Annotated in this window: 19 protein-coding genes, 1 tRNA gene and 1 rRNA gene; 7 read left to right on the top strand and 14 right to left on the bottom strand. The window is 36.7% G+C overall.

Annotated features, from left to right (window positions below; genetic code table 11):
* From FJR38_RS21530 to FJR38_RS21510, 5 genes are all read right to left on the bottom strand, one after another.
* Positions 1-243 (bottom strand): 16S ribosomal RNA (locus tag FJR38_RS21530); the annotation flags it as partial.
* A 321-nt stretch (positions 244-564) separates the two neighbouring features.
* Positions 565-2,031: a S8 family peptidase gene (locus FJR38_RS21525; protein ID WP_168539286.1), complete on the bottom strand. Its 1,467-nt coding sequence runs from the start codon at positions 2,029-2,031 to the stop codon at positions 565-567.
* A gap of 643 nt (positions 2,032-2,674) precedes the next feature.
* Positions 2,675-3,898: a bifunctional sterol desaturase/short chain dehydrogenase gene (locus tag FJR38_RS21520; protein ID WP_168499252.1), complete on the bottom strand. Its 1,224-nt coding sequence runs from the start codon at positions 3,896-3,898 to the stop codon at positions 2,675-2,677.
* A 125-nt stretch (positions 3,899-4,023) separates the two neighbouring features.
* Positions 4,024-4,476 carry a hypothetical protein gene (locus FJR38_RS21515; RefSeq protein WP_168499244.1) on the bottom strand — a complete coding sequence of 151 codons (453 nt, stop codon included), beginning with the start codon at positions 4,474-4,476 and terminating at the stop codon, positions 4,024-4,026.
* Positions 4,477-4,670: 194 nt separating this feature from the next.
* Entirely contained in the window at positions 4,671-5,093 is a 423-nt protein-coding gene (locus tag FJR38_RS21510; protein ID WP_168499242.1) for a hypothetical protein, read from the bottom strand.
* A gap of 120 nt (positions 5,094-5,213) precedes the next feature.
* On the opposite strand from FJR38_RS21510, the gene FJR38_RS21505 reads away from it, so the two are divergent.
* Positions 5,214-5,474 (top strand): hypothetical protein, encoded by a 261-nt coding sequence (locus FJR38_RS21505; RefSeq protein ID WP_168539001.1) that lies wholly within the window; start codon positions 5,214-5,216, stop codon positions 5,472-5,474.
* A gap of 56 nt (positions 5,475-5,530) precedes the next feature.
* Here FJR38_RS21505 and FJR38_RS29415 read toward each other — a convergent pair whose 3' ends face one another.
* Positions 5,531-5,725, bottom strand: coding sequence for a hypothetical protein (locus tag FJR38_RS29415; RefSeq protein ID WP_174764080.1), 195 nt, complete (start codon positions 5,723-5,725; stop codon positions 5,531-5,533).
* A gap of 168 nt (positions 5,726-5,893) precedes the next feature.
* On the opposite strand from FJR38_RS29415, the gene FJR38_RS21495 reads away from it, so the two are divergent.
* From FJR38_RS21495 to FJR38_RS21485, 3 genes are all read left to right on the top strand, one after another.
* Positions 5,894-6,055, top strand: a complete 162-nt coding sequence (locus tag FJR38_RS21495; RefSeq protein ID WP_168539284.1) for a hypothetical protein — start codon at positions 5,894-5,896, stop codon at positions 6,053-6,055.
* Positions 6,056-6,213: 158 nt separating this feature from the next.
* Positions 6,214-6,630, top strand: coding sequence for a DUF1824 family protein (locus FJR38_RS21490; RefSeq protein WP_168539282.1), 417 nt, complete (start codon positions 6,214-6,216; stop codon positions 6,628-6,630).
* A gap of 70 nt (positions 6,631-6,700) precedes the next feature.
* Positions 6,701-8,605 carry an ABC-F family ATP-binding cassette domain-containing protein gene (locus tag FJR38_RS21485; protein WP_168539280.1) on the top strand — a complete coding sequence of 635 codons (1,905 nt, stop codon included), beginning with the start codon at positions 6,701-6,703 and terminating at the stop codon, positions 8,603-8,605.
* A gap of 35 nt (positions 8,606-8,640) precedes the next feature.
* Here FJR38_RS21485 and FJR38_RS21480 read toward each other — a convergent pair whose 3' ends face one another.
* The gene (locus tag FJR38_RS21480) at positions 8,641-9,591 is read right to left on the bottom strand and encodes a diacylglycerol kinase family protein (protein ID WP_168539278.1); all 951 of its coding nucleotides are present in this window, start codon (positions 9,589-9,591) and stop codon (positions 8,641-8,643) included.
* Between the two features lie 387 nt (positions 9,592-9,978).
* On the opposite strand from FJR38_RS21480, the gene FJR38_RS21475 reads away from it, so the two are divergent.
* A complete protein-coding gene (locus FJR38_RS21475) occupies positions 9,979-10,353 on the top strand; it encodes a type II toxin-antitoxin system HicB family antitoxin (RefSeq protein WP_168539276.1) in 375 nt (124 codons plus the stop codon).
* Positions 10,350-10,772: a type II toxin-antitoxin system VapC family toxin gene (locus FJR38_RS21470; RefSeq protein ID WP_168539275.1), complete on the top strand. Its 423-nt coding sequence runs from the start codon at positions 10,350-10,352 to the stop codon at positions 10,770-10,772. The genes FJR38_RS21475 and FJR38_RS21470 overlap by 4 nt, the downstream gene beginning before the upstream one ends.
* Positions 10,773-10,958: 186 nt before the next feature.
* Here FJR38_RS21470 and FJR38_RS21465 read toward each other — a convergent pair whose 3' ends face one another.
* The 7 genes from FJR38_RS21465 to FJR38_RS21435 form a co-directional block, all read right to left on the bottom strand.
* Positions 10,959-11,393, bottom strand: a complete 435-nt coding sequence (locus tag FJR38_RS21465; protein ID WP_168539274.1) for an Imm30 family immunity protein — start codon at positions 11,391-11,393, stop codon at positions 10,959-10,961.
* Positions 11,394-11,404: 11 nt separating this feature from the next.
* Positions 11,405-11,680, bottom strand: coding sequence for a hypothetical protein (locus FJR38_RS21460; RefSeq protein WP_168539273.1), 276 nt, complete (start codon positions 11,678-11,680; stop codon positions 11,405-11,407).
* A gap of 418 nt (positions 11,681-12,098) precedes the next feature.
* On the bottom strand, positions 12,099-12,326 hold the full coding sequence (locus tag FJR38_RS21455) for a barstar family protein (protein WP_168539331.1): 228 nt from the start codon (positions 12,324-12,326) through the stop codon (positions 12,099-12,101).
* Between the two features lie 131 nt (positions 12,327-12,457).
* Complete coding sequence (locus FJR38_RS21450; RefSeq protein WP_217360042.1) at positions 12,458-14,698, bottom strand: hypothetical protein; 2,241 nt, start codon at positions 14,696-14,698, stop codon at positions 12,458-12,460.
* 153 nt (positions 14,699-14,851) lie between these two features.
* Entirely contained in the window at positions 14,852-15,619 is a 768-nt protein-coding gene (locus FJR38_RS21445; RefSeq protein WP_168539271.1) for a PP2C family serine/threonine-protein phosphatase, read from the bottom strand.
* A gap of 20 nt (positions 15,620-15,639) precedes the next feature.
* The gene (locus tag FJR38_RS21440; protein ID WP_168499232.1) at positions 15,640-16,296 is read right to left on the bottom strand and encodes a VWA domain-containing protein; all 657 of its coding nucleotides are present in this window, start codon (positions 16,294-16,296) and stop codon (positions 15,640-15,642) included.
* A gap of 251 nt (positions 16,297-16,547) precedes the next feature.
* Positions 16,548-16,619 (bottom strand) — tRNA-Thr (locus FJR38_RS21435).
* 231 nt (positions 16,620-16,850) lie between these two features.
* On the opposite strand from FJR38_RS21435, the gene argF reads away from it, so the two are divergent.
* Positions 16,851-17,771, top strand: coding sequence for an ornithine carbamoyltransferase (gene argF, locus FJR38_RS21430; protein ID WP_168491690.1), 921 nt, complete (start codon positions 16,851-16,853; stop codon positions 17,769-17,771).
* Positions 17,772-17,892 lie beyond the last annotated feature (121 nt).

The raw sequence follows: 17,892 nt of genomic DNA, 5'->3' as shown, positions 1-17,892 counted from the left end.
TTGGTAGGCTCTTACCCCACCAACTAGCTAATCAGACGCAAGCTCTTCTTCAGGCAGCAAGCCTTTCACCTCTCGGCACATTCGGTATTAGCCACCGTTTCCAGTGGTTGTCCCGAACCTGAAGGTAGATTCTTACGCGTTACTCACCCGTCCGCCACTAGAATCCTAAAATTCCCGTTCGACTTGCATGTGTTAAGCATACCGCCAGCGTTCATCCTGAGCCAGGATCAAACTCTCCATTTTGTTTCTTTTCGAGTTTGTTGGCTCCGAAATTATCTCAAATTTCGGCATCCTCTTAGATTAACTTTGGTAATCCCAAAGTCATCTTTTTAATTATCTTCTTGACGAGGATTGGTTTAATCTATTCTTTCAAAGTATTATTTTTTCTCGGTTCAGTTGCCGGGAGTCGTTGTCTCTCTTCGGCACTTATCCAATATATCAACCTCTCCTTTTTCTGTCAAGGGTTTTTTAAATCTTTTTTTGGAGGGGGGGATTTAATTGGCTAGAAAGCTTGTTTAGAAAGGGTTGGAGCGCATAAAGCTTTTGGATATAATGCTTGAATCCTTACCAATATGTTTCATCTTCTTGGTTATTAAGATTATTTACATAGTTTTTGCTTGATGTGTTGTCGTAATAGCGCAGTGTTAACTGGATGAATGGATGAACTGCTCTCTCATTATTATAACTAGACTGTGGTGCTGGTGATGTTTCCCGATCGCCAAATCGTAACCTTAACTGATTTTCACTAATAGAGACAACAATAGGAGGAAGTGGAATGGAGGTTGGGGCTTGAGATTGTAGACTAAAAGGTAATTGGGAAACTATATTAATCAATTCAAGAGGAAAGAAAGAATCTAATGGAGGGAAGAAGGAAGGAAATTCCAATCCTGGTTGTGAAGGTGTTGTTGGCTCTGAAGTATTAGTGCTATTTGCGGCTGTACTTGTAATCATTTGGCGGACTTGGTTCTCAGTTAGGTTAGGATTAGCACTGAGCATGAGGGCAACTGTCCCGGCAATATGAGGAGCGGCCATCGAAGTGCCAGTGTAAGTGGCATATTGATTATTGGGTGTTGTGGAATAGACATCAACTCCTGGGGCTGTAACATAGGTAATTTCTTGAGAACCAGAACGGTTAGAGAAATTTGCAAACTTGTTATTCTGATCTACTGCACCTACGGCAATTCCTGAATTATAAGCGTAGCGAGCGGGATAAGATGGTATTGATTCACCATTGTTTCCTGCTGCCATGACAACAATTACACCTTTGCTGCTGGCATATTCAATGGCTGACTCAAGAGTGGTGTTAGAGGAATTACCCCCTAAGCTGAGGTTAATGACATTTGCACCATTATCAACTGCATAATAAATGCCTTTGGCAATACTTGAATAAGAACCTGAGCCATTTGCATCTAGGACTTTGATTGGCATAATTTTGGCGTTATAGGCAATTCCAGTGACACCAATACCATTATTTTCTGCGGCTATAGTTCCAGATACATGAGTACCATGACCATTGTTGTCTAAAACATTATTGTTGTTACTATCAAAGTTCCAACCTTGAACATCATCAATATAGCCGTTACCATCATCATCTATACCGTTACCAGGTATTTCTTTGGAATTAGTCCAAATATTATTTTTTAAGTCTGGATGATTGTAGTCTACGCCGGTATCTAAAATAGCGACAATAATTCCTTGTCCTGTATGTCCATTATTCCATGCTGTTGGAGCTTTTATCATATCTGCTCCCCAGTTATTGCCACCTAATTTAGGAGCATCTGTATAGGGATCATTACCAACAGCTTTACTCACGGCTAATCCTGCATTCACTAAGCCATAGCCATTATTTGAGCTATAGCTACTATTAGTGGCAATCAATTTTGTTGTTTCTAGAGGATGTTGAAGAGAAGCACTATGATTTCCCCAATTTATATGATTATCAGTAGGATTTTGAAAGCTATTGGTTTGGGAAATAGGAGTATAATTGATGTTCTTTTGAGAGGGGAAGTGCTGAGAAATATCCAATGACATAAGTATTTAAGCCCCAAGAATAGTATATTTTGTTTGGCAAGTAATGTTTGCGAAAATCTGAAAATACAACAATAATTGGAAGTCGTCAGTTATTCCCCTTTGTCAATAATTACTATAAAGTAACAACATAAAAAGATGTTTTAATTACGAATTAAGTAAAATAAAACGAATGTCATTAACAATTAACTCCAATTAAATAAATGGGAATTTCATGACAAAATGATGATTTATTAATATTGTCATCAATATTTCTTAATTACAGGAGGTTGCAGATATATGACTTCCAGTAATATCAATGTATTCAGGGGTAAAATAAAGGCTGATTCTCTTTAATAACTATCTCCAGCAGTAAAACCCAAGTAGAATACATCAAAAAATTGCTTTTTATGATATAGAAAAGAATCACCGAGATTAATGTCACTTTAATATTTATATTTTGAACATAAAAAGAGAATGTCTTATATCTCTAGTACAGGTTGGCGTAAATAACATGACCATTAAAAGCTCCGAAAATTTGATTGATTACAAGGCTTGAAAATGGTTCATTCACTTACGCCGCACGGTACTAGGTTATAAAAAAATAGATAACGTTGCTAATTACATTTTTGAAAATGATAATTCTTTAGCAACGCTATTTTGTTAATTATTCACTTTTTGCATTTTTGCTAAGAATGCGATAGTACAACCAAGTGCTGAATTCCTTGACGGGAAATAGTAAATAAGTCAAAGGATTTACGGTGACAATAATATTTCTAAAATCCCGTTTAGCTAAAAACAAAATCCCCCTGGCGACTTGTGAAGATAACATCACACCATAGGGATTTAATTGGCTTTTGAATGGACCTAAAATTAATTTGCGAATTACACAAACTTGATCTAATCGTTTGAGAGTGACAATATCCCCTAATGCTCTTTTGCTTAGTTCATATAGAGGACTTAAAGCTGGGGAAACTTCGGCTTCGGAAGTATTTACCCAAATTTCTTTAGTAGCTTTTGCTTCTGATCCTGTAACAGTTGCAGAAAAGATATCTATCAAATCCAATGCTGAAAAAGTATTGACTTGATAAGAATTGTGGATAGCGGCAGAAGTGCGGCTTCCATAAACATTTATGCCATGATTGATAATGAGAATATCAACTTTTTTTAAACTTTCTTGTAGTTGAGATTCATTACCCAATTCCCATTTTATAACTTTGATACCTGGTTGAATGACGATTTTTTCTGGATTAGTTGTTAATGCCACAACTTTGGCGTTATGCTTCAATAATTCTGCTGCTAATGCTTTTCCTAATGCTCCTGAAGCACCCGTTAAAGCTACGGTTTTACCTTTGAGAGAAAGTCCTGTTCCTAATATTTTATCCACTAGAGGAAAAACACCACTATAGTAAGCATTAACGTCATCAAAATGATGTCGCCAATGATAGGTTCTATTTACCCACCAAACAGAGGGAATTTTTTCTAAAGGTCCGGGTAAGTGATTGTAGTCTGTGTCTATTGTTCCTTGGAAATATCGCCAAGATGCACCATATAAAAAAGTGCCGGCATAAGCGACTCCTAACCATAACCCCCATTGATGAGCGAATAAGGCTATTATTGTTAATATTGTTACTAGTAATACCGATTCTACGATATCGTGATACAACTGGGAATCTACATAAGCTTTTTGGGATACTAATGTTAAATCCCGACGGTATGCAGCATGGTGTTTGTTATGCCATTTCGCTAACCAAGTGATGTGATGACACAAAGCATGGTAAGCATCTCTGAAAATTTCCGCGAGTAAGAGGGATGAAAATCCCCATGTAGTGAATTGGATACAGTTGTTTACTAAAACCGAATCAATAGTTAAGCTTTGAGCCAAAATCATCATTTTTCTGGTGACACCAATTTTTTTAATTAAACCAAGTTGTTACTACATTTGTCTAATAAAGTAGTTATTTGAAGCGTGGCACACTTCACTTATTTATTTTAAACTTTATTTAACTTGGGAATCTACGCCTTTTGTAATTTTGCTGATTGCATGAGTTTTAAATATTGATTTACCATGTCTGGTGTTAAAAATTCTATCATTATTCTATTTTCTAACCAAAATTCTATGACATCAAAGAAAGAATCACGATTACAACGGGTAACTCTCCAGCCTTCTCGATTTGCAATTGCTTCTATTTTCTCTTGATTAGAATCAACAGAAATGGCTGCATGAGTAGCTGTAAAATTAATAGTTTGAGAAGTTTCTTTAAACTGAAAATTGTCTTCTTTTTCACCAGGTTGTAATTCAGTTTGTAATGGATAAACTTCAATTGCAGTTCCATGTTCGTCGAGAGCTATCATCATGTAACTACCTGGATGGGAAGGAAAGGGAATTACTTTTCCATTCATTACTTCCGCTAAAACTTCAGCCACGCGTTGGGGATTTTGAGCCGAAATAGAAAGATGGTGAATCATAAATAAATGACTTGAAAATTGATTTCCAGGTAAAGAAAATTGTAGGTTAGATTAAGCGAACTGACAAGTCAGGGCTTGCACGATGCCTGCGGCAAGCGTAGCTATCGCATCATCCGAAAAAGTCTTGATTATATCAGGTTTTATTGTGCTAACCACAGCTATTTAGAGATTAAGTTTTATGCTGAACATCAATATTAATTAATTTTCTCAATTAAACGCTGTTCTAATAAATCTAATAATTCATCTACATCTTTTCCTATTGCTTGAAAACAGGTTTCTGGTGATGATTTGGGTGCAAATTGAATTAACTTAATTTCTCCTGTACCAATGCCAATCATAACGACTTCGGTTTCTGGTTTATTGTTATCAATAATTCCCAAAAGTTCTTGGAGACGATTTTCAACTCTCTCATTTAACTTTTCTATTTCGGCTTGGGGACAATAAACGAAATGGGGAATTGGCTGTAAATTAATGCCGATAGTTCCCTGAGTATTGCCATTTTCTAACCATAATCCCCAAAAAAGTGCGGCTAGTTCTGGCTGATTATCTTTCACAAATCTATCTAACTGTCCTCGCCATTTATTATCTGCTGTTTCTGGTTGGGGAATACTAAACATGATGATTAATTCGTAATTTTATTTTTTCTATTTTAACCCAAATTGGACACGCTAGAGATTTGTGTAAATACCATTTTTCTCTAACAATTGTTGACAAGTTCCTGCTTCTACTAATGTGCCATGTTCTATGACATTAATGTAATCAGTATTGTCAATTTTGGAAAGACGGTGAGCGATCGCAATAATCGTAGTAGTGGTTATATTAATTGTAATTCGTTTCTAGGCGCTAAAAGAATGCCTACTCCCACAGCAAAAAGACACTCTACTTGGTTAATATTATCACTGAAGATAGACATTAAAGCACTGGTGCTGCGTTATTCAAAATCCGCTAATTCTCCTTCTTATAGATGTTTATATGCGTTAATCCCGAAAATATTTTGAATATTCTGCCCCAAATTGCGCCATAGTAATTTGTAGGCATATTTAAACAATAATTTTCATATCCAAGTAATCACAGTCAACAAGGATAAAATCAAAAACTGCCCATAAACATCTTTTACGCCTAACCGGTCAATGATAGAATCTTCTTGATTGACTACCACATCTACCACAATCCCAATTAATACTGGTAGTGCTAAGTCAAAAAATTTATTATACTGAGATAATGGAGGAAATTTAAATACTATAGTCACATCAATTTCTAATTACTAGCAGCCAATATTACCACATAATCCACTTATTAGTTATCAAGATTGAAGTAATATATACAGTTATTTTCATCAAGGAACATATTGGTATCTATCGTCATCAATTTTTGATTATTTACTATTCTCAGATCCATCTGTGTTATTGTAACCAAAATGCAGCGTATAGCAGGAGAGATGACATGGAAAAATTGGCAACTTGTAAATTGGCAAACTACAGTTTTCGGAATTATATTAGAAAAATATTATCGCCAAAATTATTTTCCCCAGCACCAAGCCGCAGGGTATAGTCACAGCGAAAAATGCCAGATGTGCTAATTTCCAAGGAAGATTCCCAAGGTAGCCAAGATTCCTGCTTAAACTTGGGGAATATGCCATATCAATATCAATCTTGATTTTGTTCAAAAATGCTAGTAACCTGAGCAAATCTCGCTCCTAAACCCTGAACCAGACGTACAACTAGACAAATCAATATTATGTCTACTCCCAATCATCAGCAACTTACACTCCCAGAAGCCAAAAAAATCCTCAACAAATTTAACTGTCTGGATATAGCCCCTATTCTCAAACCGTCAGAAAAAGTCGCCACCCGTGAGGCATTAATTTTTCTGACTAGCCTTTCCGATTATCAAATTTTAGGTATTTGTGCTGATACATCCCAAGCAGGAATTTTAGCAATGAAAACCTATTCTCGGGCTTTGGGCTATCAAGCACCAACCGATTTACCACAACCAGAGGGACCAGTTTACATCAAATTAAATGGTAAAAATGGCTTGTGTTATCTCGATTCCTATGCTGGACATCATCGGGGAGTGTTAGTATCTTGTCAGTCGTATCAAGAGGGAGGAGTTAACGAGATGTATGGACATTTGCCCCTCGATTTATTTGTCTAGAATTTCAGTTACAATTATCTGTAGGGTGGGCAATGCCCACCTAATTATTAATCCCTAATTTCCGTATAATATGAGCATTGTTACACTACAGTCAGTTAAAAAAGATTTCGGAATTAAAGAACTTTTAAAAGATGCTAATTTTAGCCTTGATACTAATGATAAAGTTGGATTAATTGGGACTAACGGTTCTGGTAAATCAACTCTATTAAAAATGATTGCTGGACTCGAATCAATTGATAGTGGACAAATTTTAGTTAATTCTGGGGCGAAAATTGTCTATTTACCTCAACAGCCAGATTTAGATGAAAATCACACTGTTTTAGAGCAGGTATTCGCTGACAGTGGTGAACAAATGAATCTAGTGAGAGAGTATGAAGAATTATCTGATAAATTAGCCCATTATCCCGAAGATGGTCAGTTAATGTCTCGTCTTTCGAGTGTGATGCAGAAAATGGATGCTACTGGTGCATGGGAAGTAGAAACTAATGCCAAAATCATCTTAACAAAATTAGGAATTGCTGATTTTGATGTGAAAATTGGGACATTATCTGGGGGATATCGCAAGCGGATTGCTTTAGCAGCAGCCTTGATATCAGAACCAGATTTATTATTAATGGATGAACCAACAAACCATCTTGATGCTCTGTCTGTAGAATGGTTACAAAGTTATTTAAACCGCTATCGGGGCGCACTTTTATTAATTACTCATGATCGTTATTTTTTAGATAGAGTTACTAATAAAATTATTGAAATTGATCGAGGTGATATTTATACTTATACGGGTAATTATTCCTATTATTTAGAAAAGAAAGCTTTAGCTGAAGAATCGGCTGTTAGCACTCAACGTAAACATCAAGGGATTTTACGCCGGGAATTAGAATGGTTAAAAAAAGGACCAAAAGCGAGAAGTACGAAGCAAAAAGCTAGAATTGATCGCGCTCATGCCCTCCGAGATACTGAGTTTAAACAAATTAATGGTAAGGTTGATATTTCTACTGTTGGCCGTCGTATTGGTAAGAAGGTTATTGAACTCAATAATATTAGTAAAGCCTATAATGATCGGACTTTAATTAAAAATTTCACCTACGAATTTAGTCCAGAAGATAGAATTGGGATCATTGGTGGAAATGGTGCAGGTAAATCTACTTTGATGGATATTATTACTGCCAGAGTTGCACCAGATTCTGGTGTTGTAGAAATTGGTAGTACAATTCATATTGGTTATTTTGATCAACATTCAGAAGAATTGTTAACGGCTGTGAATGAAGATCAGCGAGTGATTGATTATATCAAAGAAGAAGGAGAATTTGTCCAAGTATCTGACGGAACAAAAATCACTGCGTCCCAAATGTTAGAAAGATTTTTGTTTCCAGGAAATCAACAATATGCACCTATTAATAAACTTTCTGGAGGAGAAAAACGCCGTTTATTTTTATTACGGATTCTCATTGGTGCGCCCAATGTTTTGATTTTAGACGAACCGACTAATGATTTAGATGTGCAAACATTAGCGGTATTAGAGGATTATTTAGAAGATTTTACTGGTTGTGTAATTGTAGTTTCCCATGATCGTTACTTTTTAGATCGGACTGTAGACAGAATTTTTGCTTTGGAAGAAGGTGGAGGTTTACGTCAATATCCTGGTAATTATTCAATTTATTTAGATTATAAAAAAGCTGAAGAAGCCCAACAACAGGAAACATCAAAAACTGTAGTTGTAGAAAAGGTTGCATCTCCAGTTACAGAAACTAAAAAACGCCGGAGGTTATCCAATTGGGAAAGACGGGAATTTGAGGAATTGGAAGGAAAAATTGCCAAGTTGGAAACAGAGAAAACAGCAGTAGAAAAGACGTTAGCAAATGTAGCTGGTAATTATAGCCAAGTGCAGAAGCTCTATGAACAGGTGGAAAAACTCAAGAAAGATATTGATGTGGCAACGGAACGCTGGTTAGAGTTAGCAGAAATGGAGTCTTAGGATTTCACTGTGCAACTGACGTTTTAAATCAATCCTCAATTGTTATCTTCTCTCATGTTACTACCTTCTTGATCTGCAAATTCAGCCAGGAGTTTCGGTGTGGGAAGAAGAACTTGTAAGGCTTTGGGAGCGACTTCGATGGTGATTGGGGTTTGTCCTATACAAGTGCCATCAGCATGGACTTCAAGTGGCAGATAACTTTCAATCTCGATCTTGCTGGCCTGATAAGTTCTTAGCAGTTCATGTTCAAAGGGTTGACCGCGCATTGCACTAAATAAATGCCGAAGATGATCCAATTTGGAGGAACGGTTCATATAGATCACATCAAGCTTGCCGTCATCCATCTTAGCATTGGGAGCTAGGACAATTTCTGCACCATAGCGAGGACTATTGCAAATATTGATTTGTAATGTGCGAGGATGGTATTTTAGTTTACCATCAAGCCGCAAGGTCAAGCGGTGGGGGTGGAATGCGAAAAATGTTTTAAGTCCACTAAAAATACTCCCAATAGGTGCAAAAGTATTTTTCTTGGCTGCTTCCTTAACATCCTCACCACATGGGAAGAGAGAAGCTTCCAGACCAATACCAACCACTTCTAAAAAGTAATATCCGTCTACTTTACCGAGATCAATTGAACTAATCTGACCTTCTTTGATTATGCGTACTGCTTGATGAAAGTTATTAGGAATATTGAGACTAGCAGCCAAATTATTACGCGTTCCCAATGGGATTATACCTAAAGTTATCTGAGTGTTGGCGATCGCTCGAACTACAGCCTCAATTGTACCGTCTCCTCCAGCAACAATAACTAACTGAACTCCATTTGTGGAAGCCTTAGCTGCTATTTGCTGTCCATCATCTTCAGGTGTGGTTTGCTCTATCTCAATTTCCAGGTTTTGGCTTTTGAAAACTTCTAATAGATCAGGTAGCAAATTAGAATTTAGAGATGCTCCTGATGTGGGATTGACAATTAATAGTGGATTCATTTTTAAACCTACATTGCCAAAGCGTCAAAATATTACAATTTTGCGGTTGATTTTTAATGTTATTATTTCAATTTTCTCAAGTCTATCAGGCAACATTGGTTTTTGTCCTCACCCGTCAGTTAGATAAAAGGAAGCCAGGGAATTAATTGCCTGTCTAAAAGCTCTAGTCTGTTTACACCGACTATTGGGAATGATGGAATATTCTTATAAGTTTGTTATTTTGTCTGAATCAGGATATCCAGGATTAAATGATTTACAGGATGATAAAATATAAAACGGATGATTGCTAATAAAAATCTATAAATCTTAAAATCATGTAGATGATAATTTTAACTATTTTCAAGTATTATGTTATGATCAATCCAGAGTTAGAAGAGTAAAAATATCATGATTTTAGCTGTTAAAAATGCTCTTTCCACAATTGTACCCAAGTTAACTTATGATGTCTTGATTGAAAATCAAGAAGATGGCATGGTTAAAGCTACATTATTAAGTTTACCAGAATGTCAAGGTTTGGGTGCGACTAAAGAAGAAGCATTAAATAATCTGATTCAGCTTTTTCAAGCCCGAAAACCAGAAATAGTAACTTTAGAAATCGAACCAGCTAAAACAGAACATTCTTGGATGAAATTTGCAGGAATGTTCCAAGATGATCCGCAATTTGATGAAGTGCTGGAATATATAGAACAATATCGTCGTGAATTAGATGCAGAAATGGAGGAATATAACCAACCAATAGAAAATCAGGAGAATATAAAATGAGTTTATGGATACTGGATACAGATCACGTTTCTTTATTTCAATATAGACATCCATTTGTGGTACAGCGTGTTAATAAAGTCAATTTTGAAGAAATTGCCATAACCATAATTACTGCTGAAGAACAATTGCGAGGTAGGTTTAATGTAATTAGAAATGCCGCATCATCGGATAAATTGGTATTAGCTTATGCAAATTTTCAGGCTAATTTAGAGTTTTTACAAAATGTAAATTTACTAGAATTTAGTGAAGCAGCTGGGAATATTTACGCTGAATTGAAAACAAAAATTCGCGTTGGTACTCAAGATTTACGCATTGCGGCAATTACGTTGTCAGTAGATGGAATTTTAGTCACTCGTAATTGGAAAGATTTTGAAAAAGTGCCTAATTTGCGTTTGGAAGATTGGAGTATTAGTGAATAATGTCAGAATCAGGATATCCAAGATTAAAGGATTAACAGGATATTTTTTAGAAAATATAGGTTGTTGTGAATAATAAAGAATATGCTTTTATCTTAATTCTAATTTATAATCATTAAATATTCACAGAAAATCTATAAATCACAATCGGTGTATATCCTAAAATCCTGGGTATCCTGATTCTGACAATCACAATAATACGCTTTCTCGAACTTGTAATTTATTCACAATACTTTCTTCTAAAAGATGATAGAGAAAATGGGGATTTTTTAAATTAGCTGAATGTAATAGGTTTTGATAAACTCCACACGCTGATACATCATTTAAAATCCGGCTGTGAATAATTCTCGTCCATTCTGGTGCTGTTATCATTAATTGAGGTACAACATTAATAAATGCGGTAATTTGTTTTTCTATATCAAAAGATTCCAGAAAATGAATTAAGCTAAACATCACTTCTGGCTGTTGACATTGATCATCTAAAATTAGATGATAGGCAGATAATTTATTTTCATCAGGATTTTCAGCTATTTCAGCTAAAGCATTTTCAAAATTTGTAACTTGTTCTTCTGTTTGCATTAAGCGATTTTCTTGCAAGGTTGCCAATAAATTATTTTGATTCATTGTTTTGTCCCTTATTTCTCAAAAATCCATGGCCAAGTAGATTTATTCTGTCTGATTAATGTTTGCAAACTTTCCCTGATTTCTCTATTATACAAACCTTGACGAAGATAAATACAACGTACATCCCAAATTTCTTGTGCTAATGCTTCTCTGGACGATAGGTTTAAATTCGGGCGTTTACCGTAAGACATTGTTTGCCGATGACGACCCCCTTTTCCTGGTGATAAATGTTCCATCATTATGGCATATCCTTTATCTGTTGTATAACCTGGAACTTTGGCTTTCATAAAAGCATCCGCAGGTATATGATGAGGTGTGAGGTTATCACCTCTACGTCCCTGTTTGATTAAGTCTCCATAAGTGCCTACAATTCCTTCTCCTGGAAGCAGTTGAGGTTGATTATTAATAATCTATTTACTCCTGTTTGGCTATTTCTATTGTTTAGTATTTTGATTATAAAGGAAGTCGGGTAATAAGTAAATTGTCTGAATCAGGATAACCAGGATTAGAGGATTAACAGGATGTTTTTTAGGAAATATATGTTGTGAATGGTAGAAAATATATTTTCCTCTGCATCATAATTTATAATTATTAAATATTCACAGAAAACCTACAAATAACAATCCTGTACATCCTTAAATCCTGGAAATCCTGATTCTGACAACCACAACAAAAAATCTCCAAATAATGAAAAAGTAACTTTACCTATTTGTTAATAACTAAAAACTTGAGAGGAATATGATTAGCTTCCCAGTATTCCTTTACTGAATTGAAAATATCCAATGCTATTTGGTACTGTGTCGGTTCAGCTTGAGCAAAGATATCAGCATGATCATATAATATCACATATCTTTGAGCCGGACACCATGTTAAATCGGTGATACATTCATCAAAAGCATCCCAGCTATAGCCGAAGTATGCAGGAAATTCCATTGCTTCAGCAGCTTGTTTTAAAAATGTTTGTTTGTTATTAATTTTTTACCGTTAAGATGGAAAACTTTTGTTCCTGGTTCTGCGGCTATTTGTTCCACTGTTTTATGGATGTTTTGTTTAATGTTTGTTGGTTAAATATTGAGAATTTTATTGATATAGAAAAGCAAAATAGAAAAACAAAGCAAAACAAAAGATAGCAAAACAAAAGATAGCAAAACCATATTTTCCAAAAACCCCCCCCTTATTAAACCAAATAGAGAAATATTTATAGCAATGTTAAAAACTAACTCTTGTCTATCAAAATTTGAATTAGTCGCAGTAGTAGATGTTGCCGTTGGTTGAGTTACTACAGGCTGATTCTGAGATGCAGAAACTGCTGGTTGCGAAACTTGAAATTGGGTTTGCTGGACTGGCCAAATCCTAATAGTGTTGTCAGCACTTCCACTAGCAAGGGTTTGTCCATCAGGGCTGTATGCAACGGAATAAACCCAGTCAGAATGACCTGTGAGGGTTTGGAGTAGGTTTCCTGTAGTTACATCCCACAATTTGATAGTGTTGTCAGCACTCCCACTAGCAAGGGTTTGACCATCAGGACTGAATGCAACGGAATAAACCCAGTCAGAATGCCCTTGGAAGGTGTGGATTTGCGTTCTTATTGACATATCCCACAGTTTGATAGTCTTGTCATCATTCCCACTCGCAAGGGTTTTGCCATCTGGGCTGAATACTACGGAATTAACAGCGTTGAAAGCTTGAAAGGTGCAGATGTTTCTTTCTGTGGCTACATCCCACAGTTTGATAGTGTTGTCACCACTTCCACTGGCAAGGGTTTGACCATCTGGACTGAATGCAACGGAATAAACCCAGGCAGAATGCCCTTGGAAGGTGTGGATTTGCGTTCTTATTGACATATCCCACAATTTGATAGTCTTGTCCGCACTCCCACTAGCCAGGGTTTGACCATCTTTGCTGAATGCTAAGGAATAAACCGTACTAGAATGTCCTAGTAGGGTTTGGAGTAGCTTTCCTGTATTCACATTCCACAGTTTGATAGTGTTGTCACCACTTCCACTAGCCAGGGTTTGACCATCTGGGCTGAATGCTAAAGAAGAAACCGCACTAGAATGTCCTGGTAGAGTTTGGAGTAGCTTTCCTGTATTCACATTCCACAGTTTGATAGTGTTGTCACCACTTCCACTAGCCAGGGTTTGACCATCTGGGCTGAATGCTACGGACTTAACCCTGTCGGAATGCCCTGAAAAGGTTGGGATGTGTCCTGGTTTTGAGACTTTATTAACGACTTGCGGCTTTGATGTTGATTCCACAACAACAGATGGTTTTGCTTTAACAACACCAGGAAAAATATCAACACCAAGATTTGTAGAGCGATCGCACCAATAGCATTTACCATAAGTTCGGCTATAGTAATGATTATCTACCCTGCCACATATAGTTAGCCTATCATTCCCTACCTTTAACGCCTCTAACCACTTCCTAGCCGTAGGGCGGAAATTAGGATTTTTATGCCCATCATTAAAGCATCTCAGAAAACATTGCTGAATCTCTGGATGAACAATCTCCAGGGGAATTGTTCTTGCTACTGCTGCAATTAAATTAGTTGACCCATTAACCCATAAACCTAAACGGATTCTTTCAGTTGGATCTGGATCTTCCCCCGCACCAGTCCACTTTCCCTGAAAAGGATTATTACCACCAAATAATAATTGATAGATAATTACTCCTAACCGGAATCTATCATGTATTTCTGTTTGCTCAATACTATCAAAATCTTTTCCAATCAGTTCCGGTGGAGTATATCCCTCAGAACCAACTAAACAATAATAAACCTTACCATTTTTCGGATTTATCACCTGAAAAGAATCTGTATCAATAATAGAAGGTAAAGCCCGATTATTAACTAAAATATTTTGTGGTTTAATATCTCCCAAAACATAACCAGCAGCGTGCAGTGCTTCAATAATTGAGACAATATTCAGCGCCGTTGTGTGCAGAAACCGCCAATCAATCTCAAGTTTTAACTGCTTTCGACGCTGGGAATTATAAACATCAATAAGTTCTTTTCCATCCTTAATTTCTGGCATCAAAAAGCCCACACAATCACCCTGAGCATTTTTCAAGGCCGACTTAGGCCAAGCAAAAGAAACATGATGAAGATGGGAATTTGGTTCTGTGGGTGGATGTGCTATCATTACCGCTAACTTCTGCACCCGTTCAGGTGTTGGAGTATGGTAAATTTTCGCTAAATAACCTTTTTGATTAGTTCGCCAAACTTTCGCTTCACCACTATTAGCAATCTCTTCACCCAATAGAGTAATTGATTTCCCCGTACTGGCACAGGTCAGAACTGTCATATAATTTTAATTAGATTGGTTGAAATATATTTCTAAAATCCTAAAATCCGTAGGTTGGGTTGAGGCTTTGGGAAACCCAACAAAATCTTATAAATCTCGACAATGTTGGGTTTCATTCTTCAACCCAACCTACAGTTTTTTACCAATTACATCCTATTCAAAAAGGCACAAAAGCAAGGTCTTATCATCATCAGTGCGAGAATTTAGCCTTTCAGAATTGAGAAAATCAATCACATATTTTTCATCATCTTCTGGATTATCTGTTTCTCGCAAATATTCCTCAAAAGGTTTAAAGAATGGCGCAAAAGGTTTCCAATCACTCAAGCGAATTGCAACTTTTTCCAATCCATCCGTAGAAGCACAAATAAACTCTTGCTTTCCTGAAATTACCTGTACCTGCATTTCCTCCAGCGCATTAGCTGAAGTCACAAAAGTTGTTTCGTTGAAAAATTCCCCCTTATCTGGTTCAAACAATAATTGATATTCTGAATTTTGGGAATGCACCACCATAAATCCATCCCCAATTTGCATCGCTGCAACCCAATCAGGAGTAGCCACAAAAACTAAAAGAGTACAAGCTAAATCATGAAATGAATAACCTTTATTATCTGCTTTTTTGGTTAACGCAGTAATAACTTCCTTGACAAACTTAGCAAATACTTCCTTAGCTTCCATTTCCGAAAGTGGTTGAGAAAAACCTTGTTTATCAGGAAGTTCATTAATATCAGCAAAGCATTTAATTACAGTTTTTACCGCCAATTCAGAACCAATTTGAGAATATTTAGCACTCCCAGCACCATCAGCAACTGCACCGACAATCACATCATTAAAAATGCGATAATGTCCGCAGTCTTGACAAGGTATTTTTTGCTCTTGATGACTTGTACCCGTTGCAGAACGGGCTATTGCTTTCCAACTCACAATAAATAAATCCTCAAAATCTAAGTAGTAATTTGACCCCATCCCACCGGCGGTAATGCCACAGCTTCCCCTACTTTGCCGCTAGAAACCCGTTTCATGGAAGTGGAAAGCCAAACAAATAAAGCGCGAAAATCTAAGCCATTCAGAGTCACTGGAGGACGTTCTGGGGGTGCAATCTGTTTAAGTTTATTCATATCTGCACCTTGGACACCAACAGTAAAAAACAACATTCGGCGCTGCGCTTCTTCTTCCCTCACCCTTTGCGCTGCACCTTCCCAAGCATCTGTAGGCGCACCATCGGTAATTAAAAATACCCAAGGACGATAATAAAGAACACCGTTATCCTTATAAGACTGTTTGCGGGTTTCCAATAAATCCAAAGCGTATTCTATCGCCTCACCCATTGGTGTCACACCCTCTGTTTCTAGCTTAGGCGCTGTAAAATTATCAATAGTGACAAAATCTTGCGTCAGTTTCACTGGACCAAATGTGACAATAGCAACTTCTACACTCAAGGAAGCTTGAGCATCTTTCATCACATCTTCTTTAAAAGCCGCCAAACCTCTATTTAACTCCTGTATAGGTTGTCCTGACATTGATCCAGAAGTATCAAGTAAGAGAATTACCGGACAACGATTTTCAGGGTTTTCCACGAATTCAGGTAAACCTACTGCCATTTTTGATACTCCTGTTAATCAAAATTAGATGCAAAATGTATAAACTAGATTTTATTTGTTACTACATAACTTAGCATGAGTGTTTATACGTAATCAATACCCATAAATTTAAATATCAATATTTTTATGCTCTATAGATAAACGCGGAATTCGATTACACCAATTTTATTTGGGTATTTTTAGGCGATCGCAAATCGCTCCGTAGGAATTACTCTCCACGAAGTTACAGTCAAATATTATTTAATAAATAAGGCCAGCAGTTGGATTTGAACCTACGACCTTCCGATTACAAGTCGGATGCACTACCACTGTGCTATGCTGGCGGATTTGGTAAGAAGGTTTTTTATTCCCTCACCGATTTCATATTATAGCTTCATGTAAATGATTTGTCTAGAGGGTAAGCAAAATATTTTTTTGGCGGCCAAAAATCAGCAAAACTAGCCACCATGCTGTAGATCCATGCAAAAATATTTGGTACAGTTCAATTCTGTATTCCTTGTGACACGGCTATGCAAAGGTGCAGAAAAACATTTGTTCTTTACAGATAATCAAGCATGGCAGCATTGATCGGCAGAGATTTATTAAGTTTAGCGGATCTGAATTCTGGGGAACTGCAAGAACTTCTGGAATTAGCAACTCAACTAAAATCGGAAAAACTGAAGTTGCATTGCAATAAAGTCTTGGGTTTGTTGTTTTCCAAAGCTTCAACACGCACTAGAGTTAGTTTCACAGTAGCAATGTACCAACTGGGGGGACAGGTAATTGATCTTCACCCTAATGTCACTCAAGTAAGTCGAGGAGAACCTATCCAAGATACTGCTAGGGTGTTAGATCGTTATTTAGATGTTTTAGCAATTCGCACCTTTGCTCAACAGGAGTTGGAAACTTTTGCGAAATATGCGAAAATTCCGGTAATTAATGCCCTCACCGATTTAGAACACCCCTGTCAAATATTGGCTGATTTACTGACAATTCAAGAAAAGTTTGGGAGTTTGGCAGGTTTAACTTTAACTTATGTCGGTGATGGTAATAATGTCGCTAATTCCCTGATGTTGGGTTGTGCTTTGGTGGGAATGAATGTTAGGGTAGCTTTTCCGTCTGGATATTCACCAGATGCGGAAATTGTGGAAAAATCGAGAGCGATCGCTAATAATAAAACTGAAGTTCTATTAACTCATGATCCCGAAGCAGCAGCCAAAGGTGCATCGGTACTATACACTGATGTTTGGGCAAGCATGGGACAAGAAACAGAAGCTAATAACCGGTTCCCTGTTTTTCAACCTTATCAAATTTCTGAACAATTATTAAGTCTTGCTGATCCAGAGGCAATTGTTTTACACTGCTTACCAGCCCATCGTGGAGAAGAAATTACTGAAGAAGTAATTGAAGGTTCACAATCACGGGTTTGGGATCAGGCAGAAAATCGCCTACACGCTCAAAAAGCTTTACTTGCGAGTATTTTAGGAGCAAAATAACAGTGTTAATAATTGACAATTGACAATTGACAATTGACAATTATTAATTGGTAATGGGTAATTGGTGAAATTCTTATCTGTTACCTATTATCATGAATATTTAATTAAAGCTTGTTAAGGG

Origin of the sequence: Anabaena sp. UHCC 0253 (assembly GCF_009712085.1) — a bacterium.
Taxonomy (GTDB): Bacteria; Cyanobacteriota; Cyanobacteriia; order Cyanobacteriales; family Nostocaceae; genus Dolichospermum.
The sequence above is the reverse complement of the archived record's forward strand: the minus strand, read 5'-3'. Positions and strand labels throughout refer to the sequence as shown.